The 24,578-nt window shown below is 34.7% G+C and carries 21 protein-coding genes; 20 read left to right on the top strand and 1 reads right to left on the bottom strand.

The window, feature by feature from the left end; genetic code table 11:
- Positions 1-450: 450 nt before the first annotated feature.
- Positions 451-1,074 carry a histidine phosphatase family protein gene (locus BR50_RS00955; protein ID WP_034545240.1) on the bottom strand — a complete coding sequence of 208 codons (624 nt, stop codon included), beginning with the start codon at positions 1,072-1,074 and terminating at the stop codon, positions 451-453.
- Between the two features lie 283 nt (positions 1,075-1,357).
- Between BR50_RS00955 and BR50_RS00950 the strand changes: the two genes are divergently transcribed.
- The 20 genes from BR50_RS00950 to BR50_RS00855 all read left to right on the top strand — a co-directional run bounded on the left by BR50_RS00950 (position 1,358) and on the right by BR50_RS00855 (position 24,470).
- Positions 1,358-2,434: a DUF871 domain-containing protein gene (locus BR50_RS00950; RefSeq protein ID WP_034545237.1), complete on the top strand. Its 1,077-nt coding sequence runs from the start codon at positions 1,358-1,360 to the stop codon at positions 2,432-2,434.
- 4 nt (positions 2,435-2,438) lie between these two features.
- Entirely contained in the window at positions 2,439-3,329 is an 891-nt protein-coding gene (gene murQ, locus BR50_RS00945; RefSeq protein ID WP_034545234.1) for an N-acetylmuramic acid 6-phosphate etherase, read from the top strand.
- 16 nt (positions 3,330-3,345) lie between these two features.
- On the top strand, positions 3,346-4,830 hold the full coding sequence (locus tag BR50_RS00940; protein WP_034545231.1) for a PTS transporter subunit EIIC: 1,485 nt from the start codon (positions 3,346-3,348) through the stop codon (positions 4,828-4,830).
- A 134-nt stretch (positions 4,831-4,964) separates the two neighbouring features.
- A complete protein-coding gene (locus BR50_RS00935; protein ID WP_034545229.1) occupies positions 4,965-5,831 on the top strand; it encodes a MurR/RpiR family transcriptional regulator in 867 nt (288 codons plus the stop codon).
- Positions 5,832-5,996: 165 nt separating this feature from the next.
- Complete coding sequence (locus tag BR50_RS00930; protein WP_034545227.1) at positions 5,997-6,254, top strand: hypothetical protein; 258 nt, start codon at positions 5,997-5,999, stop codon at positions 6,252-6,254.
- A gap of 51 nt (positions 6,255-6,305) precedes the next feature.
- Positions 6,306-7,118 (top strand): Cof-type HAD-IIB family hydrolase, encoded by an 813-nt coding sequence (locus BR50_RS00925; protein ID WP_034545225.1) that lies wholly within the window; start codon positions 6,306-6,308, stop codon positions 7,116-7,118.
- Between the two features lie 1,109 nt (positions 7,119-8,227).
- Entirely contained in the window at positions 8,228-9,196 is a 969-nt protein-coding gene (locus BR50_RS00920; protein WP_034545222.1) for a GNAT family N-acetyltransferase, read from the top strand.
- A gap of 732 nt (positions 9,197-9,928) precedes the next feature.
- Positions 9,929-10,897, top strand: coding sequence for a GNAT family N-acetyltransferase (locus tag BR50_RS00915; RefSeq protein ID WP_034545219.1), 969 nt, complete (start codon positions 9,929-9,931; stop codon positions 10,895-10,897).
- 58 nt (positions 10,898-10,955) lie between these two features.
- Positions 10,956-11,762, top strand: coding sequence for a GNAT family N-acetyltransferase (locus tag BR50_RS12375; protein ID WP_051905697.1), 807 nt, complete (start codon positions 10,956-10,958; stop codon positions 11,760-11,762).
- Between the two features lie 161 nt (positions 11,763-11,923).
- On the top strand, positions 11,924-12,646 hold the full coding sequence (locus BR50_RS00905) for a sugar transferase (protein ID WP_034545217.1): 723 nt from the start codon (positions 11,924-11,926) through the stop codon (positions 12,644-12,646).
- A gap of 68 nt (positions 12,647-12,714) precedes the next feature.
- A complete protein-coding gene (locus BR50_RS00900; RefSeq protein WP_034545214.1) occupies positions 12,715-13,914 on the top strand; it encodes a DegT/DnrJ/EryC1/StrS family aminotransferase in 1,200 nt (399 codons plus the stop codon).
- 50 nt (positions 13,915-13,964) lie between these two features.
- Positions 13,965-15,182 (top strand): glycosyltransferase family 4 protein, encoded by a 1,218-nt coding sequence (locus BR50_RS00895; protein ID WP_034545213.1) that lies wholly within the window; start codon positions 13,965-13,967, stop codon positions 15,180-15,182.
- 37 nt (positions 15,183-15,219) lie between these two features.
- The gene (locus BR50_RS00890) at positions 15,220-16,542 is read left to right on the top strand and encodes an O-antigen ligase family protein (RefSeq protein WP_051905696.1); all 1,323 of its coding nucleotides are present in this window, start codon (positions 15,220-15,222) and stop codon (positions 16,540-16,542) included.
- Positions 16,511-17,341, top strand: coding sequence for a glycosyltransferase family 2 protein (locus BR50_RS00885; RefSeq protein ID WP_034545210.1), 831 nt, complete (start codon positions 16,511-16,513; stop codon positions 17,339-17,341). The genes BR50_RS00890 and BR50_RS00885 overlap by 32 nt, the downstream gene beginning before the upstream one ends.
- 37 nt (positions 17,342-17,378) lie before the next feature.
- Positions 17,379-18,440 carry a glycosyltransferase family 2 protein gene (locus BR50_RS00880; protein WP_034545208.1) on the top strand — a complete coding sequence of 354 codons (1,062 nt, stop codon included), beginning with the start codon at positions 17,379-17,381 and terminating at the stop codon, positions 18,438-18,440.
- Positions 18,441-18,520: 80 nt separating this feature from the next.
- Entirely contained in the window at positions 18,521-19,981 is a 1,461-nt protein-coding gene (locus tag BR50_RS00875) for an oligosaccharide flippase family protein (protein WP_034545206.1), read from the top strand.
- Between the two features lie 80 nt (positions 19,982-20,061).
- Positions 20,062-20,811 carry a YveK family protein gene (locus tag BR50_RS00870; RefSeq protein ID WP_034545204.1) on the top strand — a complete coding sequence of 250 codons (750 nt, stop codon included), beginning with the start codon at positions 20,062-20,064 and terminating at the stop codon, positions 20,809-20,811.
- Positions 20,812-20,813: 2 nt separating this feature from the next.
- Positions 20,814-21,536: a CpsD/CapB family tyrosine-protein kinase gene (locus tag BR50_RS00865; RefSeq protein WP_034545201.1), complete on the top strand. Its 723-nt coding sequence runs from the start codon at positions 20,814-20,816 to the stop codon at positions 21,534-21,536.
- Between the two features lie 67 nt (positions 21,537-21,603).
- On the top strand, positions 21,604-23,424 hold the full coding sequence (locus tag BR50_RS00860) for a polysaccharide biosynthesis protein (protein ID WP_051905695.1): 1,821 nt from the start codon (positions 21,604-21,606) through the stop codon (positions 23,422-23,424).
- A 95-nt stretch (positions 23,425-23,519) separates the two neighbouring features.
- On the top strand, positions 23,520-24,470 hold the full coding sequence (locus BR50_RS00855; protein WP_034545198.1) for a glycosyltransferase family 2 protein: 951 nt from the start codon (positions 23,520-23,522) through the stop codon (positions 24,468-24,470).
- The last annotated feature ends 108 nt before the right edge of the window (positions 24,471-24,578 follow it).

The raw sequence follows: 24,578 nt of genomic DNA, 5'->3' as shown, positions 1-24,578 counted from the left end.
CTTCTTTTAGGCCTCAGGCGCTTCCGTGGCTCTCCACAAGCAAACCCGTTATTCCAGAAGAAATTTCTTTTAGAATACCAACACACTTAATTGATCAATCAATATGAGATTATAATTTTTGATATTAATAGATCAGTTGGATCACTCACTTGAAATGTCAGGCGGAATAGGAGTTGCTTGTAGCCATGTAAAGAATTCAATGCGAATTATAAAGCATTAACGCTTTAGCGATTAAGCTTTGTTTGAGGCTTGAAAGCTTGAGGACTTCTTTTAGGCCTCAGGCGCTTCCATGGCTCTCCACAAGCAAACCCGTTATTCCAGAAGAAATTTCTTTTGAAACACCAACACCATTTTTCAAACAATCAATATGTATAGAAAAAAAGGGTCCGTTCATCAGTTTCCTGATAACAGACCCTTTGGCTTATTCTCAGCTAGTCCGCTACCAATCATTTATTGCAAATGACCAATCTGGTTCCAAGCAGTCAAGGTGAATTTTCCATCAGCGTAGCCTAGTTCAGAAATACTTGTATTTGCTAGCGGTTCTTGAGAACGAAGATCTTTCAGATCCATTCCAATCAGTGATAAAAGTGTCATTGTCCAGATGATGCTGTGCCCAACAAACAATAAATCAGTATCAGGAAATTGTTCAATAGCGCGATGGATTGCTTCGCTTCCTCGAGCAATCAACGCTGGATACGTTTCACCATTAAAATCACTAGGATCATACCGATCTGGCCGATTACGCAAATTATAAAAAGAGTCAGGTGATGTTTCACGCCAATCAGTCGTAAAGGTTCCTTCCCGTGAACCATAGCCAAATTCCTTGAGATCATCTGTGTAATGCATAGTGAAAGCTTGATCAAATTGTGAAGTGATCAGACGAGCGGTTTCGACCGCCCGTTCTTGAGGGCTAGCGAAAATATGTTCAAATCCATAATCTTTAAGGTGCTGGCCCGTTTTTTTAGCATCTTCTAAACTTTGCGGCAATAAGGGAGAATCAATACTCCCACCCTGGATCCGAGCCGCTAAATTGTATTCGGTCATTCCATGACGGATAAAAAATAGTCGTTGCATAAAACGTCCTCCTATATTGAAATATAATTTCAGTTTAACATAAACGAGTTGCTAAAAAAAGAAAGGATAAAAACAATTATTCAAGCATAAATTTAAAAAATAACCTATGAAATGGAATTTAAATGTAAAGGTATACATTTAATTGATTAGATATTATATGGGTTAAAGGGTTTTTTAGTACTGGGTGGTCTAATTTTATTAAAATGAGGAAAAGTTATTGAAATTTTATTTTAAAATGTTATGATTGATTCAGTTAGTAAAACGATTACAAAGGAGTGGTGCAATGTTTGGTGTATCTGTCTTTCTTGGAGATGAGTTAACCATTGAGACAAAAGACTATCTGCAAGCGATGAAAGACAGCGGTTTTGAAGGTGTATTTTCTTCATTGCATATTCCAGAAGAAGATGTTTCTCAATACGTAAAACGGTTAAAGACGTTAGGGCAATGGGCTAAAGAATTAGGCATGCGATTGATGGTCGATATTTCAGGGGAAGCCTTGAGGAAGATTGGTTTTTCATTTGACCGACCTGATGAAATGTTGGCGATTGGGATCACAGGTTTAAGAATGGATTACGGCATCACGAACCAGATCAGTGCCCAAGTAAGCCGATCAATGACAGTTGCTTTTAATGCTAGTACGATCACTAAAGAAGATGTTGAAGAGTTGAAGAAATACAACGCAGATTTTGATCAAATGGAAGCGTGGCATAATTATTATCCGCGTCCAGAAACGGGCTTAGAAAAAAGGCTGTTTATCCGTAAAAATCAATGGTTAAAAGCACTAGGATTCAATGTGATGGCATTTGTTCCAGGAAATGAAAAGTTGAGAGGGCCGTTGTTTTGCCAGTTGCCAACGTTAGAAAATCATCGCGGAATGCATCCTTTAGCTAGTACGATCGAGTTGTTAGAAGAATGTGCAGTCAATGATGTTTATATTGGCGATCCAACAATCGATGAAAGAACAAAACAGCAATTTTTTTATTATATTAAAAAGAAAACGTTATTATTCTCAATTAAAGAAGTCCCAGAAACAAACTATTTATCCGTCATTGTTGGAAAGCATCAAAATCGTTGGGATGCAGCAAGAGATGTGATTCGAAGTGCTGATGCGCGCTTTAGAACTATTCCGACAATTGAACCACAACACATGGATGATCGAGTAAAAGGAAGTATCACATTAGATAATAAATTATATGGACGATATATGGGAGAAATCCAGGTGGTCAAGCGACCATTATTTAACGATGAAAAGGTAAATATAGTGGCACATGTTATCCCAGAAGATATCCAATTAATCGACTGGTGTAAAGAAGGTCAATTATTTGAACTTCAATCGATACAAGACAATGAAAGAGGTTAATGAAATGAATTTAGCTAAATTAACGACCGAAACAAGAAACACGCAAACAATGAATTTAGATGAACTCTCAACAAGTGAAGTCATGACGTTAATGAACCAAGAAGACCAAAAAGTGGCTGTAGCCGTTGAAGAAGCATTGCCAATGATCATAAAGGTAGTCGAAGCTATAACTGAATCATTCAGTCAAGGCGGCCGTTTGATCTACATGGGGGCTGGAACAAGCGGAAGATTAGGCGTTTTAGACGCAGCTGAATGTGTGCCTACCTTTAGCGTAGATCCGAGCATGGTCCAAGGATTGATTGCTGGCGGGATGAAAGCAATGACGATTGCTGTTGAAGGAGCAGAAGATTCAAAAACACTTGGTGCAGAAGATCTGAAAGCTATCCAGTTAAATGATACAGACGTTGTCGTAGGGATTGCGGCAAGCGGACGTACACCATATGTTATCGGTGGATTAGAATATGCGGCTAGTATCGGAACAAAAACAGCCACGATTTCATGTAATAAGAATGCTGAAATCAGCCGATTTTCCCAAATGCCGATCGAAGTAGATGCCGGTCCTGAAATCTTAACGGGTTCTACAAGATTAAAAGCAGGTACAGCTCAAAAACTGATTTTAAATATGTTGTCAACAGGGGCAATGATCGGTTCTGGCAAAGTTTACCAAAACCTAATGGTAGATGTAAAACCGTCTAACAAAAAATTAGAAGAACGCTCAAAACGCATCATTATGCAAGCGACAGAATGTACGTATGAAAAAGCTGGCGAAGCATTTGAATTAGCAGATCAGCAAGTGAAATTAGCCATCGTTATGATTCTAACGGACTCAGATAAAACAACAGCAGCACAAAAATTAACAACAGCTAAAGGGTTCATTCGCGAAACCTTAGCCTAAACTAGGAGGAGAAAAAATGACCGAAACTAAAGAACAGCGTATAGCTAGACAGATTTATGAGCAAGTTGGGGGTATGGGAAACGTCGATTCAGTTATTCACTGCATGACACGCGTTCGGATGGATATCAAAGATAATGCTAAAGTGGATCTTGATGGACTGAAAAAAATTGACGGTGTGATGGGTATCGTAGAAGATGATACCTTGCAAGTGGTCGTTGGACCAGGGACTGTAAATAAAGTTGCGAATCAAATGGTCGCTATGGCGGGCGTTCGTTTAGGCGATAAAATCCCAGCTGGTAAATCAGCGGCAACTGTATCTGGCCGTTCTGAAGCCGAAAAAAAAGCTGCGGCAAATAAAGCTGAATTGAAAAAGAAAAACAATACACCATTTAAGCGCGTCTTAAAAGATATTGCAAATATTTTTGTTCCTTTGATTCCTGCATTTGTAGGAGCTGGAATCATTGGCGGGATCGCTTCTATTTTTGGTAATATGTTAGTTGCTGAAACCATCAGTGGAGCAAACTGGGAGAATAGTGTCGTTGTATTGAACATCATTAAAAACGGATTATTCTTATACTTGAATGTATATGTAGGGATCAATGCAGCTAAAGTATTTGGTGCCACAGAAGGTCTCGGTGGGGTCGTTGCTGGAATCATTTACCTTCCAGGAATGAACATTGAAGCACCATTGACGAACATCTTTACGGGTGCACCGATGGCTGGAGGACAAGGTGGGATCATCGGCGTTATCTTTGCTGTATACCTCTTATCACTAGTAGAAAAAAGTTTACGCAAAGTTGTTCCAGATTCAATCGATATTATTGTAACACCGACCGTCTCTCTATTAGTGATTGGATTAGTCACAATATTCTTGATCATGCCAGTTGCAGGTGCTGTTTCAACTAGTTTAGTTGGAGCAATTACTTGGGTATTAAATGTAGGTGGAGCATTTGCCGGATTTGTTTTAGGCACATTATTCTTACCGATGGTTATGTTCGGTTTACACCAAATTTTAACACCGATCCATATCGAAATGATTGCTTCTCAAGGCATGACTCTGTTATTGCCGATCTTAGCAATGGCTGGTGCTGGACAAGTGGGAGCTTCGATCGCTCTTTGGGTAAAATGTCGTAAAAACAAACAATTAACAAATATGATCAAAGGGTCATTACCAGTTGGTATTTTAGGCATTGGTGAACCACTGATCTATGCTGTCACATTGCCTTTAGGCCGTCCGTTCATTACGGCCTGTATCGGTGGAGCTGTCATTGGATTATTTGGCGGCATTGGTGCAACTGCAATCGGGCCAAGTGGAGTAGCTTTGATCCCGTTGATTGCAAATGGTCAATGGTGGGGTTACGTTGTCGGATTATTAGCAGCTTATGCTGGAGGATTCGCAGCAACTTACCTATTTGGTGTTCCAAAAGCAGCAATGGAACCAACCGAATTAGTAACCTATGATGAAGAAGAAGAGTTGGTAACAGAAAGTATTGTTGGCTAATTAGATGTATAAAATGTAAACTAGTAATATGGCGATAGCATTTGAAAGGGCATGTGAGTCTAAAGATTCGCATGTTTTTTTTACTTGAAATCAAATGAAAGTTTGTTCTTTAAAAAATACGGAGGTTGCAGGTTATGCAAAATAATGTCTTATTAACTATCAGAGAGAAAATAATTGCTTTGCCGCAATCGGAAAAAAAGATTGCTGAAACGATCCTTAAAGACCCAGTGTCGGTTATTAAAATGAGCGCTACTGACTTGGCAGCTGAAGCGGGATCCAGTTCGGCAGCTGTGATTCGCTTTTGTCGGTCGATCGGTGTAAAAGGCTTCACCGAATTAAAGTTGCAATTATCGGCTGATTCGCAAGGCATCAAAGATAATTTGTACACAGATATTCAATCAGACGAAAGCTTAGAACAAGTGAAGAAGAAATTGCTGATCAACACCAATCACTTGTTTAATGAAACCAATAATGTGTTGAGTACAATACAAATCGAGCGCACAACGAAACTGTTATACGAAAGTTCAGTGATCTATTTATACGGTCTAGGTGCATCGCACATTGTTGCTTCAGATATCCAGCAAAAATTTAGCCGGATGGGGAAAATAATTATTTGTTCCCTTGATCAACATTTTTTAGTTACTTCAATGGCCGTTGCTTCAGAGGGTGCGGTATTCTTTGGTGTTTCAAATAGTGGCGAAAAGAAAGAAGTTTTAGCCTTAATGACCATCGCAAAAGAGTTGGGCTTAAAAACAGTGTCGCTTACAAGCAATACAGAAAACACGTTAAGTCTTGAAGCGGATATTGCTTTGAAAACAGCTTTTGCTCATGAAGCTCCATTGAGAAGTGGTGCGACAATTTCATTGTTGACCCAAATGTATGCTGTCGATATTTTATTTTATGATTATGCTTCTAAATATTATGAGTTAAGTGTAACTAATTTAGAAAAATCAAAGGCAGCTATTCAACGCTACAATCAAAATTTCGACACAAAAATGTGAGGTATAATAGAAGGGGAATCGGCTGTTCATAGTCTGATTTTTATTCTATTTTTTACTTCGTTTGAGTGAAGATGCGGAACAACCCTACAGATTTTTCTGAATTAGTGTTATGATAAAGGTAAATCATTCGTCTGGTAATTAAGGCAGTCTAGGAGTTGACTTGGAGTGAAAAAGCGAATAATTTCAACTTATTTCAGTGTTTATATAAATGAAAAAGAAGTCGTTCTGCACTATGCAAACTCGAAAGAGTTGGCTCAAGAATTCCAATTTAAACTAGAAGAGGATGCTCAACAATTTTATCAAGCTTGTTTAGCTATTGAAAAATCGATTGAAAATTTATCTGGTCCTAAAAAAGAAGTGATCCATAATCAATGGGTCAAACAAACGTTGAATAGTGTAGACTATGAGTACGTAGAATATTAATAAAGAAGAGTTAACTATTAATAACGAATTGGTAATTGGAGGAGAACAAAATTGATCAAGTTAATTGCAATCGATATGGATGGAACACTATTAAATGAACATCACCTAGTGACGGATAAGGTGAAAAAAGCTATCAAAGAAGCCAGTAATGCTGGTATTAAAATTGTTTTATGTACGGGAAGACCGGTGCAAGCTGTTTATGAGTACCTTAAAGAATTAGAGATGCCTCAAGATGAAGAGGACTATGTTATTTCATTAAATGGTACGGTCGTTCAAAAAACAACGACATGGGAAATTGTGTATTCACATGAATTAGACCATAAGCACTTGGTAGAGGCTGAAAAATTGATTGGATCATTTGAAATGAATTTCACTTATTTTGATGAAAATAATTACTATTTTACGGGAGAACCAACTGAAATGATGCACTATGATGTTAATTTGTTGGGAATGGAAGCTAAGCACCTACCGATCAAAGAGATTCCTAAAGAAATGAAAGTTTTTAAGGCTATGTATGTGGCTGAAGCAACAGAACTCGATCGTTTAGTTGCTTCATTGCCGCCCTTTATTTCTGAAAATTTTTATCCAATCAGAAGCTTATCTTACGTTTTAGAGTTATTGCCTCAAAAAGCCAATAAAGGCGAAGCATTAACGGGATTAGCTGAAAAATTGGGTTTTTCGATGGATGAAGTGATGGCTATAGGTGATGGAGAAAACGATTTAGATATGATGAAAGTAGCAGGTACAAGTATAGCCATGGGAAATGCGGTAGATTCGATCATGCAAGCAGCGACACATGTAACCAGATCAAATCAAGAAGATGGAGTTGCACATGCTATTTATGAATGGGCATTAAAAGGGTAATTAATAAGTAATTGTTAATTGGTTAGTGATTTTTCAAAAGAATTTCTTCTGGAATAACGGGTTTGCTTGTGGAGAGCCATGGTAACGCCTGAAGGTCTGTTCTAGAACGTGTTTCAAAAAGCAGACCCGACGTCCACTTTGTCATGACTGTAGTTGCTTCAGCTACATACAGGCATGATACACTTAGGCGTAGCCTACAGTGCTCTCGCTCGATAGTTAGGGACCATCTTGTGCTTATTTGTTCCAGTGATTCGGGTCTTAACGCTTTTAGCCACACTCCCCCTCAAACAATGCGTAATCGTTGAAGCGCTAACGTTTTGTAATTCGCATTGAATACTTTACATGGCTACAAGCAACCACTATTCCGCTAGAAATTTTAAATGAGTGATTTAATTAATAGTAAGCTTGTAACAATGATTAGGGTATTCAATTTTAGGTTAGTATAAAATTAAAATAAAGCTGTTTGAAGGATTTCCTTCAGATAGCTTTATTTTTTAGAGCTTAAGTCCATCAATGAACGTTTGATCTATGATCAATATAGCTATAACTTGTTGTGCGAGTAAAGCCTTTAAACTAGGGGTTTTTTCTTTATCAGTAGCTAATGTGATAACACAAGGGACATTTTTTAGAATTCTACAAAGGTATAACATTAAAAGCTTATAGATAAGTATTGTTAATAGATTTGTTCATATTCTTGTCACAAAATAATAACAAAAGGTTTTTTATAATGGAAAGTATTAGCTCACTCAAATATTAATTGCTATACTTTGAGTATCAATTAGAATAGCAGAATTTAGTGATAAATCTGCTTTCACTTGGTGCTTATTTTCCTCTTCGAAGCAATATCCCCAGTTTTATCCTTGGTCATCCTGGCCGTTTTTCAAACTTTCAGTTCAGTTTTTTCAAGCAGTATATTTTGACCCCTTATTTCATTTACCCACTTTTACTCCATACGCCGTAACCATCAGTCCATAATCTTTTATTCACCCATTTTCTTGATTCACTTGTGATATGTAGTCATAAAGTAGTTTAGAAAAAAATGATTTACGTAGATTTATTTGAGTTGACCTTTCTATAGAAGCTATTAAAAATACGAAGGAGAATGTTGTATGGAAATTAATTTCACCGAACCTTATGGAAGGTTATATGAAACAGTAGAAGATGGAGAATTAGTTATTTTTGACTTCGAAAATGAGTATGGAAAAGTAAAGAATATGTTTATTAAAAGGAAAATACCATTTAATTTAGAAAATAAGGTGTTTTTTGATATCGTAACACCCTATGGATATGGAGGGCCGGTCATTCAAGAAACGATAGATGAAGAAAAATTGCTTGCAGGATATTTTGAGGCGTTTTCCGATTATTGTCAAACAAATAATATCATTACTGAATTTATCCGATTTGATCTATTTGAAAATCTACAAGTACAGGATCAATTTTATGGGGATGTATCGCTAGTTGGGAATACGATCGTGAGGGACTTGAATTTACCCGTAAAAGAAGATGTTCGAAAAAAAATATTTCAAAATGCTAGGGCAGCTGAAGCAAAGGGTGTCAAAATGAGTATCGATCGGACTGGAGGACGCATCGATGATTTTCTGAAAATGTATTATTCAACGATGGACCGCAATAAGGCTGATGATTACTATTATTTTAAAAAATCCTTTTTTGAACAAATCCATGAAACGCTGAAAGATCAGTTTTTATATGTATTTGCTACTCTGGATGGAAAGGTTATTTCAGCAGCCTTAATTTTGATTGGTGAGGAAAGAGCATTCTCCTTTTTAGGAGGCACACTTGAAGAGTATTACAAGTATGATCCAGAAGCTTCTATGGAATTAATGATTATTCAATGGTTGAAAGATAAGGGTTTAACAAAATATATTTTAGGTGGAGGGCATAAAGGGGAAGATGGGATATACTTCCATAAAAAAGGGCTGGCAAGAAATGGCGCTCATCCGTTTTATGTAGGTAAAAAAGTACATGATCCAATTATTTACGAAAAATTGATTGAACTCCGCAAAACATTTGGTGATTTTGATATGGAAACTTCTTTTTTTCCAAAGTACAGAACTTAAAAAAAGAGGATTTTAACTTTATCCGTTTAAATCAAGAAGTTGCAGGAAAGATTGGTAAGCAGGAGGGAATCAAATGCTGACAGTATGAATTATGTTCAATATTACGAGTTCAGCTTTTACCAGACCAATGCGTTTAGATCGTTTACTGACACTTTGTTATTAAATATTCTTTTATAAGTTTTGTTTAATCGATTTAACTCAAATGCGTAGATTCTTAGTCCTGGTTACGTAAAATCAAAAAAATTAATAATTCCACAAATATGTACAACTCTAAAAGACTGTACGTAGGCATTTTCAATAGAGGTGTACATATTTTTGTCACAAATCAATAACAAAAGGTTTTTTTTAATGTGAAATGTTAGCCCTCTCAAATATTAGTTGATATACTTTGATTATCAAATAGTAAAGTAGGATCTATTGACCGATCTGCGTTTACTTAGTATCTATTTTCCTCTTAAAAGTAAGATCCCCAGTTTTATCCTTGGTCATCCTGACCGCCTTTCAAACCTTTAGTTTAGCTTTTTTAAGTAGTATATCCTGATCCCTATTTAATTCACCCATTTGTACCCCACGCACCGTAAGCATCATTCCATAATTTTTTATTCACCTATTCTTCTTTATCCATTCTTTATATTTAGTCGTAAATTAGTTTAGAAAAAAATAATTTAAAGTAGGTTTATTTAAGTTACTTTTTTACAGGAAATATATTAAATATGTGAAGGAGAATGCTGTATGGAAATTAATTTCACCGAACCTTATGGAAGATTATACGAAACAATAGAAGATGGAGAATTAGAATTTTTTAACTTCAAAAACAAGTATGGAAAAGTAAAAAATATGTTCATTAAAAGGAAAATACCCTTTGATTTAGACAATAAAGTGTTTTTTGATATTGTTACCCCTTACGGATATGGCGGACCGGTCATTCAAGAAACGACGAATGAAAAAAAATTATTGGAAGGGTATTTTGAAGCCTTTTCCGATTATTGTCAAAAAAATGATATTATTACTGAATTTATTCGATTTGATTTATTTGAAAATACACAAGTAAGAGATCAGTTTTATGGAGATGTAACGTTAGTTGGAAAAAATATAGTAAGAGACCTAAATTTACCAATGACTAAAGATGTTCGTAAGAGTAACTTGAAAAATGCGGAATTAGCTAAAAAAAGTGGCATAAAAATTATTTCAGATAAAACAGGAGAGTACATTGATGATTTTCTAGATGTTTATTATTCAACAATGGAGCGCACTGGAGCAGATGATTACTATTATTTTAAAAAACCCTTTTTTGAACAGATCCACGAAACGATGAAAGATCAATTCATCTATTTCCATGCTGTTATGGATGATAAAGTCATTTCAACAGCCTTGATATTAATTGGCAAAGAAAAGTCATTTGCTTTTTTAGCAGGAACACTTGGAGAGTATTACGACTATCATCCAGAAGCTTTAGTTGAATTAACGACTATCCAATGGTTAAAAGATAAAGGGTTAGCAAAATACATTATAGGTGGAGGACATAAAGGAGAAGATGGTATATATCTTCATAAAAAGGGATACGCAAGAAATGGCGATTATCCATTCTATGTGGGTAAAAAAGTACATGATCCAATTATTTATAAAAAATTGATTAATCTCCGCAAGACAATTGGTGATTTTGATGGAGAGACCTCCTTTTTTCCAAAGTATAGAACTTAAATAATATATTGAATTCACTAGGTCTAATAAAATCCCGTTATTGCGAGGAGAGTTGAATATGATATCTTTCAGTGAAACGTACCATGAATATGATTTAGTAGAGGAAACAGAATTCTATCAGCATTTTTATAATCCAAAAATGCCCTCTATCTATTCTTGTAATGTACTAAAATTCAAAAGAAATCCTACACTTGAAGAATATATTGTAGCTGAAAATAAATTAATGGAGTTCCAGCAGATAATGAATCAAGATTATATTTTTCTTTATACAGTAGAAAATGAACCATTCTCAAAGGAAGTAGAACACTATTTATTATCAAAAAACTATAGTATTGCAAGTGAAGAATTATTGAGTATTGACCCCAAGGATTTTTTCTTTAAACATTCAAATGAAGAAGTGACTGTTGTTTTGGTCCAAAGTAACAGCCAATTAAAAGATTATTTAAACTTTATGTACCAATTAAATTTAAAAAATGGTATTTCATTTGCTCATAAAAAGCAGGTATTTTACTTGAATCGTTTTCACTCAACTAAGATCCAGCAAATCAGTGCATATCTAAATGGAAAGGTTGTAGGAACAGCTAATATTATATTATCTGTACCATTTATTGAAATCGATCACTTTGAAGTTGCACTAACCTCACAAAATAAAGGAATAGGAACCGAAATCCAAAAATTTATTATGTCGCTAACAAAAGATAAAAAAGTAATATTAGTTGTTGATAAAGGAACGGATGCCAACAATATGTATTATCGTCAACACTACCAGTTCAGTGGTTACCAAATGTCAGCATTTAAAAAATTTACTCCCTCTTTATTATTAAATATTCCCCATACTCATTCTTCCAGTAATTCAACTTCGTAATTAAACCTTTCCTCTTATTGATCGCCTCTTGAAATGTACCTCTGATCCATCCACATAATAATCCCTTATTAATTAACCTCCAATCGGTCTTTAGCCCTACCCCTCTCTTTCTGGCATTTAGTCAAAAGGAACGTAAAAATATAATCCGAGGAGAGAATGCTATGACAAATTATTATTCAGTTAAGTCAGTTATTGAGTGGATTTTTGCTAGTATATTATTTTTAATAGTTTTCCCCATTTTAATCATGCTAGGAATTTTAATAAAAATAGAAGATCCTGCAGGTCCTATCTTATTTATTCAAGAACGAGTAGGAAAAGACAGTGAAATCTTTAATATTTATAAATTAAGGAGCATGAAAAATCCAACTATTATTGATGGTAAGGAACTATCTTATGATGAGCGGATGTTAAAAATCGGACAATTTATTCGGAAACTAAGTTTAGATGAATTGCCCCAGCTCATCAATATTTTAAAAGGAGATATGAGTTTTATCGGACCTAGACCGTTGCTTGTCAGATACTTGCCTTGTTACAACGAAACAGAATTGCGTCGCCATAATGTAAGGCCAGGTATCAGTGGATGGGCACAAGTTAAGGGACGCAACCATTTAAGTTGGGAAGACCGATTTGCTTTAGATGTTGAATATGTTGAAAAATGTTCATTTTTCTTAGATGTAAAAATTGTTTTTATGACGATCCAAAAAGTATTGATGAAAGCAGATATTGTCGAAAATGAAGATGATTACATCCTTGCTTTTGATGAATACCGCAAAAAACAATGGGAACAGGAAAAGGTAGTCAATAATGATACTCTGTTATTTACTAAAACAGTTTCTTTGAAATCAAAACCAATAATGAAAAATAGAGCATTTAAACCAAATTAACTAAAAAGTAGTCATCGCTGATTCGAACGAAATCTGATAGGAATCAGCGATAGAAAGAAGGGAAGGCAATGACAAATCAAGACCGGATCTTATTATCATCCCCACATATGTCTGGAAATGAACAAAAATACATCAGGGAGGCATTTGATTCCAATTGGATCGCTCCTTTAGGTCCGAATGTCACTAATTTTGAACTTGAACTGGCTCAATATACAAATAAAAAAGGGGCTTCATTAACGAGTTCCGGGACGGCTGCTATCCATTTGGCTCTTGCCTGTTTGGGGGTAGAAAAAGGAGACAGCGTTTTCTGTTCAAGTTTTACTTTTATTGCAAGTGCCAATCCAGCACTATATTTAGGAGCTGAATTAACCTTTATCGATTCTGAACCTAGCAGCTGGAATATGTCGCCGCAAGCATTAGAAAGGGCATTGTTTGATGCAAGCAAAGAAAATAAGCTGCCAAAAGCGATCATTGTGGTAAATCTTTATGGACAAAGTGCAGATATGGATACATTACTGAATATTGCCGATTTGTTTGGTGTTCCAATTATTGAAGATGCTGCAGAATCTCTAGGAGCAGAATACAAAAATAAAAAAAGCGGATCATTAGGAAAAATAGGTATTTATTCCTTTAATGGTAACAAAATCATTACTACTTCTGGTGGAGGAGCTATCGTTAGTGACGATGAAGAATTATTAGATAAAGCTCTCTTCTTGGCTACTCAAGCAAAAGATGCAGCCCCTTATTACCAACATTCAATTGTTGGCTACAATTATCGTATGAGCAATGTGCTGGCTGGAATTGGAAGAGCTCAATTACAGGTTTTGGACGATCGGGTTGAAAAAAGAAGAGCGATTTTCCAAAATTATTATAAAGAATTAAATACAATTGAAGAAGTGCATTTTATGCCTGAACTCAAACAATCCAAATCGAATCGTTGGCTGACGACATTAATAATCGATCCATTTATGACAAAGGTTACTCCGTTTGAATTTGTTGACAGAATGAACCAAGCAAATATTGAAACTCGTCTTTTATGGAAACCCCTTCATTTACAGCCACTATTTAAACACAATAAATTTTATAAGCATAATGAAAGAACACCTGCTGTCTCTGAATTACTGTTTGCAATGGGTATCTGTATTCCTTCTGGTTCTAATTTGACAGAAGAAAATCAATTCAGAGTTATTGAAGAAGTGAAAAAAATTCTAGCACCTGTTGATAGAGTAAAGGTTTCGTTGAATAAAATACAAGTTGGTCAAGTTTAAAGTCATGAAAATAGTAATCAGATAAAGTAAATAGTTTGGGGGATTCAATTATGGATAAAGTATTGATTTTAGCATCGATCGCTCCAATGATAGAAGGCTTCAATATACCCAATATAGACCTGTTACAAAAAGAAGGATACGAAGTCCATGTCTTAGCAAATTTTAAAGATGAACATACAGAAGCAAATGAGCGGAATAATCATTTTAGAAATCAATTAGAATTTAGAGGCGTATTGGTATTCGATATACCTATTAACCGAAATCCATTCAAAATGATAAATTATAAAGCTTATAAAGAGATCAAGCAAATTATTGATCACGAAAACTATGCTTTTATCCATTGCCATTCGCCAATTGGAGGAGTGCTATCCAGACTCGCAGCAAGAGAAGCGCGAAAAAGAAATACTAAAGTTGTGTATACAGCACATGGATTTCATTTTTTTAAAGGGGCACCCATGAAAAATTGGTTAATGTATTATTCAGTTGAAAAATGGTTGTCTAGATACACCGATTGTTTAATAACGATCAATGAAGAAGATTATCATGCAGCTCAAAATAATCATTTTAAAGTTAAAAAGGTTGAAAAAATCAATGGCGTAGGAATCAATAAGAATAAATTTAAACCGATCGATACGGAATTGAAAAATCAGCGAAGAAGCATACTGGGTTATAAAGAAAATGACTTTCTGTTGATCTATGTTGGAGAACTCAGCAAAAGAAAAAATCAGCAATTAACTATCGACATGATGAAAAAAGTCGTTCAATTAATACCACAAGCTAAATTATTATTAGTCGGAGACGGTGAATTAAGAGAAACGTATGCTCAACAGATCAAAGACTTGCGGCTAGAGAAAAATGTATTTTTACTTGGTTATCGAAAAGATGTAGATCAGCTGATGAGTGTATCAGATATTGTCATTTCTACGTCAAAACAAGAAGGGCTGCCTGTTAACCTTATGGAGGCGATGGGAACCGGATTGCCAATTATAGCCACTGATTGCAGAGGAAATCGAGACTTGATCCACCATGGTGAAAATGGCTATCTAGTAGATTTAGGTGATGGAGAACAGTTGGCTAGTTATGTAGGTATACTTTACCATTCCAGTAGTTTGAGAGAAGCTTTTGGTCTGAAAAACTTAGAGTACCTTGATAAGTATTCTGTTCAGTCAGTTATGAGCCAAATGACTCAAATCTATCAAAGCGTGAACTATACCCCAGATTCATCGCTCATCAATAATAAAAAAGTAACAAAAGCTTTGATCAAATGAGTTTCCTATAAAAAGGGTCTCATTGGAGGTGGAAAATGTGGTCGCAAATTCTTTGCAGCTAGATAAAAGACGAGATACTCCATTCATTATTGTCATCGTATTTTTACTATCTATCTTTTTAAATCAATCTAATGTGCTATTTGGAATCAACTTATCGCTTTCTGATTTTTTAATTCTAGGTTTAGTGATTAGTTTGATTATGAAGCAGGAACTGAAATTACCTCTAACACATATTGTGACATTTAGTGCTTTTTCAATTTTAATTTTGTTTCATTCTTTATTTATCATTCCTAATCAGTACATGATCGCAGCTGATCCATTAGCCACTCTAATCGATTATACAAAGCTGCTAGTTGTTTTCCTCTATTACATCATTGGCTTCAATCTCTCCCGCTTAAAATTAACAGCAGTTTTTCTAAATGGATTTGTAGTTGGAGCGGTTGGAATCGGTTTCTTAGGCATTTTGATTTCATTTGTTCAAATTCCTTATCTATCTTCGATCATGTTGTATGGAGAAAGCCGATTGATCGGCTTTATGAATGATCCGAATTTTTTTGCAGTGATCCAATGTTGTGCATTAAGTATTCTGCTAAGAATGAAACCAATAAATATTTTCGTTCGAAGTGGAGCGATTGGGATCATTCTTTTATCAATCATTAGCTCCGGCTCAAAGTCTGCGATTATTCTAGTTGCACTTTACAGCGGATATTTGTTGATTGGTAAATTTTTGAGAATAAACAAAACAACTCCTTCAAAGGTTATAGGCTCACTGTTCTTGATTTTAGGGCTATCATCAATTGTACCCACTCTTTTGAAGTACTCAGATGAGCTGTTGGCAATGATCATTGAGCGATTTCCTACTTTTTCAAGAGTCGAATTATTGTTTACAGACTTCTCTTCGGCCGTATCTGATGGCGGATCAGGAAGAGTGCAAGTATGGGAGACAGCACGACAAATGATTGATTCTGCTCCATTATTAGGAGTCGGATTAGGTAATTATATTAACATAGCCAACCAATTTATTCATGATCCAAATGTTGCTCATAATACGTATCTTCAGCTCGCTGCTGAATGGGGAATCGTTTTAACTGCTTTGTTCTTTTTATATGTTGGATCAACTCTGATCGATAATAAGAGAAGTATTTCTAAAAATGACCAAGATAATCAAAATAGACAAATTATTCGAGATATCTTGATCATCTTTTTAATTGCTTCTATCTCAATATCATTAAATAATGCTCGAATATTTTGGTTAGTATTAGGTATGAGCGTCTTCCAAACAAGATACAGCGATCTATTAACTCAGTCATCGAAAGGAGAAAATCAGCATGAAAATATCCGTGATAATGGGCATTTATAACTGTGAAAAAACATTAAAAGAAAGTATTGATTCACTTCTGAATCAATCTTATAAATCTTTTGAAATCATATTATGTGATGATGGTTCAAAGGATACAACTTTACAAATCGCAAAAGATTATGTAAAAAAATATCCACAAAAAATAAGATTGATCCAAAATGAGACAAATAATGGATTAGCTTACTCGTTAAATAGATGCATCGATATTTCAAAAGGCGAGTATATCGCACGAATGGATGCAGATGATGTTTCTTATAAAAACAGGTTGGAAAAACAAATAAGCTATTTGGAGTCTCATCCAGAATGTGCATTAGTTGGAAGTCAAGTTTTTCTATTTAATGATAATGGCATTTGGGGAGTTCGAAAAGCAAAAAGTGATCCTTTAAAAAAAGATTTTTTATTCGGATCGCAATTTGTTCATCCGACAATCATTATCAAAAAAACCATCCTCAACCAGATTGGAAATTATACTGTTTCGAAAGCGACATTAAGAGCAGAAGATTATGATTTGTTTATGCGAGTATATGCTGCTGGATTTAGAGGGCATAATTTGCAAGACGTTTTACTCAACTACAGAGAAGATAACGCAACATTTAAAAGAAGGGCTTATAATTACAGATTAGATGAAGCTAAGGTGCGGTATAACGGTTTCAAGAAAATGAAGCTTATGCCATTAGGATTGCTTTATGTACTCAAACCTTTAATTGTAGGACTCATTCCTCAGGCAGTACTGACATTGTTGCGGCATCAAGGTTTAGAAAAAAATTCGGTTGATAAAAAAACTCACCCAACTATCTAGAATAAAAAAATTTTTCAAGAAAAGGAAGGAGATTACTATGGTTACAGTGTCTGTTATTATGCCAATATACAATGTCGCGGATGAATTAGGAAAATCCATTCAAAGTTTGTTAGATCAAACCTATAAAGATTTTGAATTAATTCTGGTTAATGATGGGTCAACAGATAGTTCAGGACATATTTGTGATGAATTTCAAAAAAAAGATAGCCGAATAATAGTCATCCATCAAGAAAATGTTGGCTCTGGATTTGCTCGAAATGCCGGTCTTGATCAAGCATCTGGAGAGTATATTTACTTTTCTGATCCCGATGATTATGTAGAAACTTTACTGATTGAAGAAAATGTAAAGATTGCTTTAGAAAATCAAGCGAATATGGTTGTCTTTGGATATTATTTTGAAGAAATAAATCCAAAAGGAAAAATTAAAAAGACTAGAGAACTTCCGACTTTATCTGTATTAACTACAAAAGAGGATTTCAGAAAAAGTTTTAGAGCGTTTCAAACTTTAGATTCAAATGTATTATGGAACAAGCTTTATAAACACGGTTATCTACTTGAAAATAACTGCCGCTTTACTGACCAAAGGGTAGGTCAAGATGCTTTGTTCAACCACCTGGTTTATCGCGATTTAGAGTCAGTTTATTTTAATCAAACTCCTTATTATCATTACGTTTCACGATTTGGATCAGCCATTAATCGTTACCACCCGGATCGTTTTCTTTTAGAATACAATATTGCAGAACATTTTGAAAAATTATTGGTGTATTGGCAACAGGAACAAAGCTATCGTGATTTAATTAGTTTAGCTTATTGGAGAACACTATATGTAGAGTTAAGTAACTTAGTGTTAGAAGATTGCCCTATTAATGATTACCAGAAGGAACAACACATGGCATCAATTTTAAACCACCCCAAAATTCAAGAAACATTATTTTCCCTGAATTCAGGATTGAAAAAAAAATACCATATCTATTTATTGATTCTGTTATTAAAAAATGCTAGGTATCTTCAAGTATTAAAAGTGATGAGAGTTAAAATCCAATTCAGCAAAAATTATCATTACGCATTTAATGCATTAAAAAAGATAACAGGAACTTAATAGGCTGAATAAGGAGCATTTATTTAGTGAAGGAGGTCCTTATTCTACTAAGTGGAGTTAATAAAATTGAGGTGCTAAAAATGACATCAAGTGTTGCAAAAAACTTGTTTTATCAGTCACTATTTCAAGGGATTAAAATTTTAATGCCTGTCATTACTATTCCAATTATCTCTAAAGCATTGGGTGCACAAGGAATTGGGATTTATTCCTTTACTAATTCGATAGCTGAGTACTTTATTTTACTATCCGGCTTAGGCATCACATTGTATGGAAATCGTGAGATTGCAAGGGTTAGAGATGATAAAGAAAAAATGAATCAAACATTTTCTGAATTGGTCAGCTTGAAATTAGTGACAACGATTGTTTCCTTTATCCTTTATTCAGTTGTTGTGTTAGTTTTTTTTCAAAGAGACTTACTCTATTATTTGATTCAATCGCTGCATATTATAGCCGTTTTGTTTGATATTTCTTGGTTTTTTATGGGAATAGAAGATTTTAAAAAAGTGAGTTTAAGTAACTTAGCTGTTCAAACAATGGTATTTTTTGGAATTTTGTTTTTTATTAACGACTATGATGATTTACCTTTATATTTGCTGCTTCAATCCTTAGGAAATCTTCTTTCACAATTAGTGATGTGGAGCTTTGTCTTTAAAAAAATTTCCATCCAGTTGGTACCTATTAAGCAAATGACGAGGCATTTGATTCCGATGGTAGCGTATTTCTTCCCTCAAATTGCCGTGATTTTTTATACTACATTAAGTAAAACGATTTTAGGCGTCTTGGAGAGCCCAACAGCTGTTGGGATCTATACAAACACACTTAATCTGAGTACGATCATCATTACGATGATTTCAACTATTAATTTAGTAATGCTCCCTAAAATGAGTAATCTATTTTCAAAAAATAAAATCGATGAAATAAATAAAACCCTCCACAGCTTGATCCATGCTCAAATGTTTATTTCTATACCTGCAGCTTTTGGTGTAAGTGCGCTAGCCGCAACAATGGTTCCTTGGTTTTTTGGCAGCGACTTCGAAATATTAAAAATTTATATTCCTATTATTGCACCGGTCATTATTATCATGCCTATAGGGATAGCCATTAGTAACCAATACTTATTGCCGAGAGGGAATACAAAAATTTATTCTTATTCTACCTTTGGTGGTGCAGCAATTAGTATTATATTAAATTTTTCTTTGATCCCAATATTAGGTGTTATAGGATCGGTCATAACAAGTTTAATAGTAGAAACATTTGTTACGGCTTTCCGATTGATTTATTTAAACAGACAGACTAAGTTCACATTTGATATAGTTTTGATTTTAAAAATGGTTGCTTCAGCGGTAATCATGGCAGTCACTATTAAATTGACTACTAAAGGAATGGACGATAATTTCGTAACGACACTTGTTCAAATTGTAATTGGATCAGTAACTTATGGCAGCTGTTCAATCGCTTTGAAAGTGCCATATTTAAAAGATCTATTTTTACTATTAAAAGGGAAAATTTATCATTCAAAGAGGTATAAAGTCAAAAATTGAACTTAATGATCTTAATAGATGAAATAATCAGCGCATACTTAAATTTCTTAGAAAATAAAGTTTAGGAGGAGGAACAGAAGATGATGGATACGATTGGAATAATAGACCTGTTTAAAATGATAAAGAAACGTTGGTGGGTAATTTTACTAGTAAGTGTAATGGGAGTCGTGCTTACAACGATATTGACGAATTATGTACTTATTCCTCAATATGCTACTACAACTCAGCTTTTAGTTAGTAGAAAAAATGTTAACACACAATCAATTGCGTTAGGAGAAATTGAAACCAATATCCAAATGATCAATACGTACCGAGATATCATAGAAGACCCGGTGGTTATTGATAAAGTAATAAATGAGTTAGGGAATACGTTGTCTGAGGTTGAGCTGCAAAAAAAAATTGAAATTATTACCCAAGAGGATTCCCAAATTTTTGGTATAAAGGTGACAGACACAAATCCAAATCGTGCTGCTGAGATCGCCAATCTTGTGGCTGCTACATTCCAAGAAAATATAGATGGCATCATTAATGTTGAAAATGTCGCGATTCTCTCAAAAGCTAAGGCAAACCCTGATCCTGTTTCACCTAATCTAATGTTAAATCAAGTAGTAGGTGTATTGATTGGTTTTCTATTAGGGATGACCCTATCTATTATTTTAGAAACGAAAGATAAGAAAGTGCACGATGAAAAAATCATTACTGAAAAACTAGGATGGATCCATTTAGGAAATATTACTGAGATGACACCATCAGAAGTTGCTGCAGAAGAAAAAAATCATGTTATTACTATAGCAACAAATCACTCTAAAAAAGTTTTGGGAGGAGATTGATTATGTTTAAAAAAACAATAAATAACAACCAATACGAAGGAAAAAGTTTGATCACGTTAAAAGATCCTTCCTCTTTTATTTCAGAAGAATTTCGAACACTTAGAACCAATATCCAGTTTTCTATGATCGATAAAGAATTAAAAACCTTAATGGTCACTTCTTCAAGACAAGGAGAAGGAAAATCGACAATTGCAGCAAATTTAGCGGTTATCTTTGCTTCTCAGGGGGATAAAGTACTTCTTGTAGATGCAGATATGCGGAATCCTTCCCTTCATAAACTATTTAAAGTACGCAATCAGCAAGGTCTAACTAGTATTTTGACCGCTAAGAATAGACAACTAAGTGATATTGTGCACAGAACTGGTCAAGAAAATTTAGTACTATTGACTAGTGGGATCATACCCCCAAATCCTTCAGAATTGCTGGCTTCTCGACGGATGACCCAATTTATTGAAGCCGTAAAAAATGATTATGATTTAATTATTTTTGATTTACCGCCTATTAATATCGTGACCGACGCACAAGTTATGGGAAACAAAACAGATGGAACGGTATTTGTCATTCGCAAAGAAGTTGCTGATTTAAGCGATATTTTAAAAGCTAAAGAGCTATTGAACTTAGTACATGCGAATGTTTTAGGTGCAATATTCAACAGTAAAGAACGAATAAAAGGTATGAAATACGGTTATTATGCTAAAGAAAAAGAACCAGATGGTATTCGATAAGGGCAGCGAGGGAAATCAAGTCAATTATTAATATCAATGAACGTAAAAAATAATAGGGGTGATCGAAATGGTTCGAACAATTCTGAACAAAAAAGGTTTTTATATGCTCTTAGATAGTTTAGTGATCCTTTTAGCAGGTGTGATAGCTTATTTCTTTCTTAATCCTTATGTTGCCCTCCCGGTATTCTCTTATGTGTTCATGATAGTTTTTGGGATAGCAGGTTACAGTGTTTTGGCCAGTTATTCAGGGATATGTGCTACCCTTTACCGCTACACAAGCATCAAGGACATGCTGATTATTTTTATTTCGATAACCATATCTTTCGGTGTGACGACAACTTTATCCATTTTGTTGTTAGATGAAATGAGTTTTAGGTATATCTTGTTAGTCTATCTTATTTCTTTGTTACTTGTTAGTAGTGGGCACATCGTTTTTAGAATTTTCCATGAGTATAAGACAACTACCTCTCCAGAAAAAAAATTGGCAAATGAAATTCGCACATTAGTCGTTGGTGCTGGAGATGGCGGGAATTTATTTATAAAAAATATTCAAAAAAATTCAACAGAGATAAAAGTGGTGGGCATCGTGGATGATGATAAAACTAAACATGGAATGAGGCTCTATAATATCCCTATTTTGGGAAATATCATCGATATCCCACTGTTTACAAAAAAATTAGATATTGAACAAATAACAATTGCTATTCCTTCTCTAAAACCCAAACAACTTGAAAAAATCTTAGAAATTTGTAATGAGATCGATCTCCCGGTGAACTTGATGCCGTCGATCGAAGATGTGATGAATGGGAAACTTACGGTCAGCCGCTTCAGAGAAATTGACGTTGTCGACTTGTTGGGCAGGGATGAAGTAACGTTAGATACAAAACAAATTTCGGAAGATCTAATTGGCAAGACGATTTTAGTTAGCGGGGCTGGTGGATCTATTGGCTCAGAAATTTGTCGAATCATTGCTGATTTTTCACCTAAAAAAATCATTTTATTAGGTCATGGTGAAAATTCGATCTACCAGATCCATCGTGAATTGAATAAAAAATTTGTCGGAAAAATCGAGATCACTCCTGTTATAGCAGATGTTCAAAATAGACAAAGAATGTTTGATATTATGGAAATCTATAAACCTGATATCGTTTATCATGCAGCTGCTCACAAACATGTACCAATGATGGAATTGAATACATTTGAAGCAGTAAGAAACAATGTTTTTGGCACAAAAAATATAGCTGAAGCAGCTAAAACAGCTGGAGTTGGTACTTTTATCATGATTTCGACTGACAAAGCCGTTAATCCTCCGAATGTTATGGGTGCAACCAAACGGATCGCTGAGATGATCGTGACTAGCTTGAATGAAGAAGGCAAAACGAATTTTGCTGCTGTTCGTTTTGGAAATGTGCTTGGCAGTCGTGGCAGTGTGGTTCCCCTTTTTAAAGAGCAAATTAAAGCTGGAGGACCTGTAACGGTAACCGACTTTAGGATGACACGCTACTTTATGACTATTCCAGAAGCTAGCCGTTTAGTGATCCAAGCTGGAACTTTAGCAAAAGGTGGAGAAATCTTTGTCTTAGATATGGGACAACCCGTTAAAATTGTTGACTTAGCTAAAAAAGTAATTAAATTAAGTGGTTTTAGTAATGATGAGATTCAAGTAATTGAAACAGGTATTCGCCCAGGAGAAAAGCTATATGAAGAATTACTGATTGCTAGTGAAAATACTGGTGAAAAAGTATATGATAAAATATTCGTAGGAAAAGCTGCAAAACGTTCTATAGAAGAAGTAATGTTATTTTTGAAAACAGTTGAAGGATGCACGGAAGCTTCATTAAAAGATCAATTGATTTCATTTGCTAAGGCTCATCAAAAAGCAGCTTAAAGCAATAATCGATAGACGAAACAGCTAAATCAGGAAGGGAAAAACATGTAGTAGACTGACGATCCATGATGCTGTCTGGGAAGGAGGAACAGTTGATGTTATCTATTATTGTTCCTGTTCACAATGTTGAAAATGTATTAAGCCACTGTTTGAATAGTTTGAGATTCCAATCGTATCGGAATATTGAAATCATTTTAATCAATGAAGGATCCTCAGATAAGAGTGGTGCGATATGCGACCGCTTTGCACGAGTTGATTCCCGATTTAAAGTACTCCATAAAAAAGTTGGAAATATTTCTGAAGCCTTAAATATTGGGCTAGGGATGGCTAAAGGAGAATTTATTAGTTTTATTGATCCGGTTGATCGGATGGATGGGCTCATGTTTGAAAAATTAATCTTAACGATCATTAGAAACAAAGCAGATATGGTAATAGCTAATTATGGAGAAGAGTTAACTATAAATAAAAAAGAGATAATTGAATCTTCGGAAACAGTTATTTGGGCAAAAGAAACGGCCTTAAATAAGATCATTGATCAATTTCAGCTCAAAAGTTTTTTATGTAACAAACTGTATACCATAGATTTATTCCGGTCTGAACCTGTTATTGAATTTGATTTAACACTGGATACTTTTGGGGATTTAGTGATGTCAGTCCAATGTATTTTAAAAAGTGAAAAAATTATTTACGATCCTAATTTACATTATCACTATATTGCTTATAAGCATGCATCTTTTTTTAACGGGCTTACAAAAGAAAAACTTTCTGGACCAAAAGGACTGTTGAAAGTCATTGAGTTAACAAAGGATGTAAACAATTTTGATGTCTCTATCATAAAAGAACAGCATGTCAATTATTCGATTCAATTATTGATGCATCTCTTAGATGAGGAAAAGCAAAATCGTCAGCTAATTGATGAAGCAAGGCAAATTCTATATCATTTTTCATTAGATGAGCTGAGAAGTCAGAAAGTTAAAACATCTTGTATCATGGCTAGAAGTATGACACATATTTATTTTAATATCTGGAAAATGAAGAGTGGCTGATACATTTGATCAACTGTAACTATAATTTTTTTATATCAAAATACAATGAAAACGTTAGCATACCCAGTTTTTCAAGCCTTATGCCTATGGATAAAAATAAAAGAGGGG

It is taken from the genome of Carnobacterium alterfunditum DSM 5972 (genome assembly GCF_000744115.1).
Taxonomy (GTDB): Bacteria; Bacillota; Bacilli; order Lactobacillales; family Carnobacteriaceae; genus Carnobacterium_B; species Carnobacterium_B alterfunditum.
The sequence above is the reverse complement of the archived record's forward strand: the minus strand, read 5'-3'. Positions and strand labels throughout refer to the sequence as shown.

Coding starts and splice junctions, on each gene's coding strand:
- BR50_RS00935 (WP_034545229.1), top strand. CDS start 4,965: ATGCAAAATAATGTCTTATTAACTATCAGAGAGAAAATAATTGCTTTG.
- BR50_RS00880 (WP_034545208.1), top strand. CDS start 17,379: ATGGTTACAGTGTCTGTTATTATGCCAATATACAATGTCGCGGATGAA.
- BR50_RS00855 (WP_034545198.1), top strand. CDS start 23,520: ATGTTATCTATTATTGTTCCTGTTCACAATGTTGAAAATGTATTAAGC.
- BR50_RS00920 (WP_034545222.1), top strand. CDS start 8,228: ATGGAAATTAATTTCACCGAACCTTATGGAAGGTTATATGAAACAGTA.
- murQ (WP_034545234.1), top strand. CDS start 2,439: ATGAATTTAGCTAAATTAACGACCGAAACAAGAAACACGCAAACAATG.
- BR50_RS00955 (WP_034545240.1), bottom strand. CDS start 1,074: ATGCAACGACTATTTTTTATCCGTCATGGAATGACCGAATACAATTTA.
- BR50_RS00885 (WP_034545210.1), top strand. CDS start 16,511: ATGAAAATATCCGTGATAATGGGCATTTATAACTGTGAAAAAACATTA.
- BR50_RS00860 (WP_051905695.1), top strand. CDS start 21,604: ATGGTTCGAACAATTCTGAACAAAAAAGGTTTTTATATGCTCTTAGAT.
- BR50_RS00905 (WP_034545217.1), top strand. CDS start 11,924: ATGACAAATTATTATTCAGTTAAGTCAGTTATTGAGTGGATTTTTGCT.
- BR50_RS00940 (WP_034545231.1), top strand. CDS start 3,346: ATGACCGAAACTAAAGAACAGCGTATAGCTAGACAGATTTATGAGCAA.
- BR50_RS00915 (WP_034545219.1), top strand. CDS start 9,929: ATGGAAATTAATTTCACCGAACCTTATGGAAGATTATACGAAACAATA.
- BR50_RS00895 (WP_034545213.1), top strand. CDS start 13,965: ATGGATAAAGTATTGATTTTAGCATCGATCGCTCCAATGATAGAAGGC.
- BR50_RS00950 (WP_034545237.1), top strand. CDS start 1,358: ATGTTTGGTGTATCTGTCTTTCTTGGAGATGAGTTAACCATTGAGACA.
- BR50_RS00870 (WP_034545204.1), top strand. CDS start 20,062: ATGATGGATACGATTGGAATAATAGACCTGTTTAAAATGATAAAGAAA.
- BR50_RS12375 (WP_051905697.1), top strand. CDS start 10,956: ATGATATCTTTCAGTGAAACGTACCATGAATATGATTTAGTAGAGGAA.
- BR50_RS00875 (WP_034545206.1), top strand. CDS start 18,521: ATGACATCAAGTGTTGCAAAAAACTTGTTTTATCAGTCACTATTTCAA.
- BR50_RS00865 (WP_034545201.1), top strand. CDS start 20,814: ATGTTTAAAAAAACAATAAATAACAACCAATACGAAGGAAAAAGTTTG.
- BR50_RS00900 (WP_034545214.1), top strand. CDS start 12,715: ATGACAAATCAAGACCGGATCTTATTATCATCCCCACATATGTCTGGA.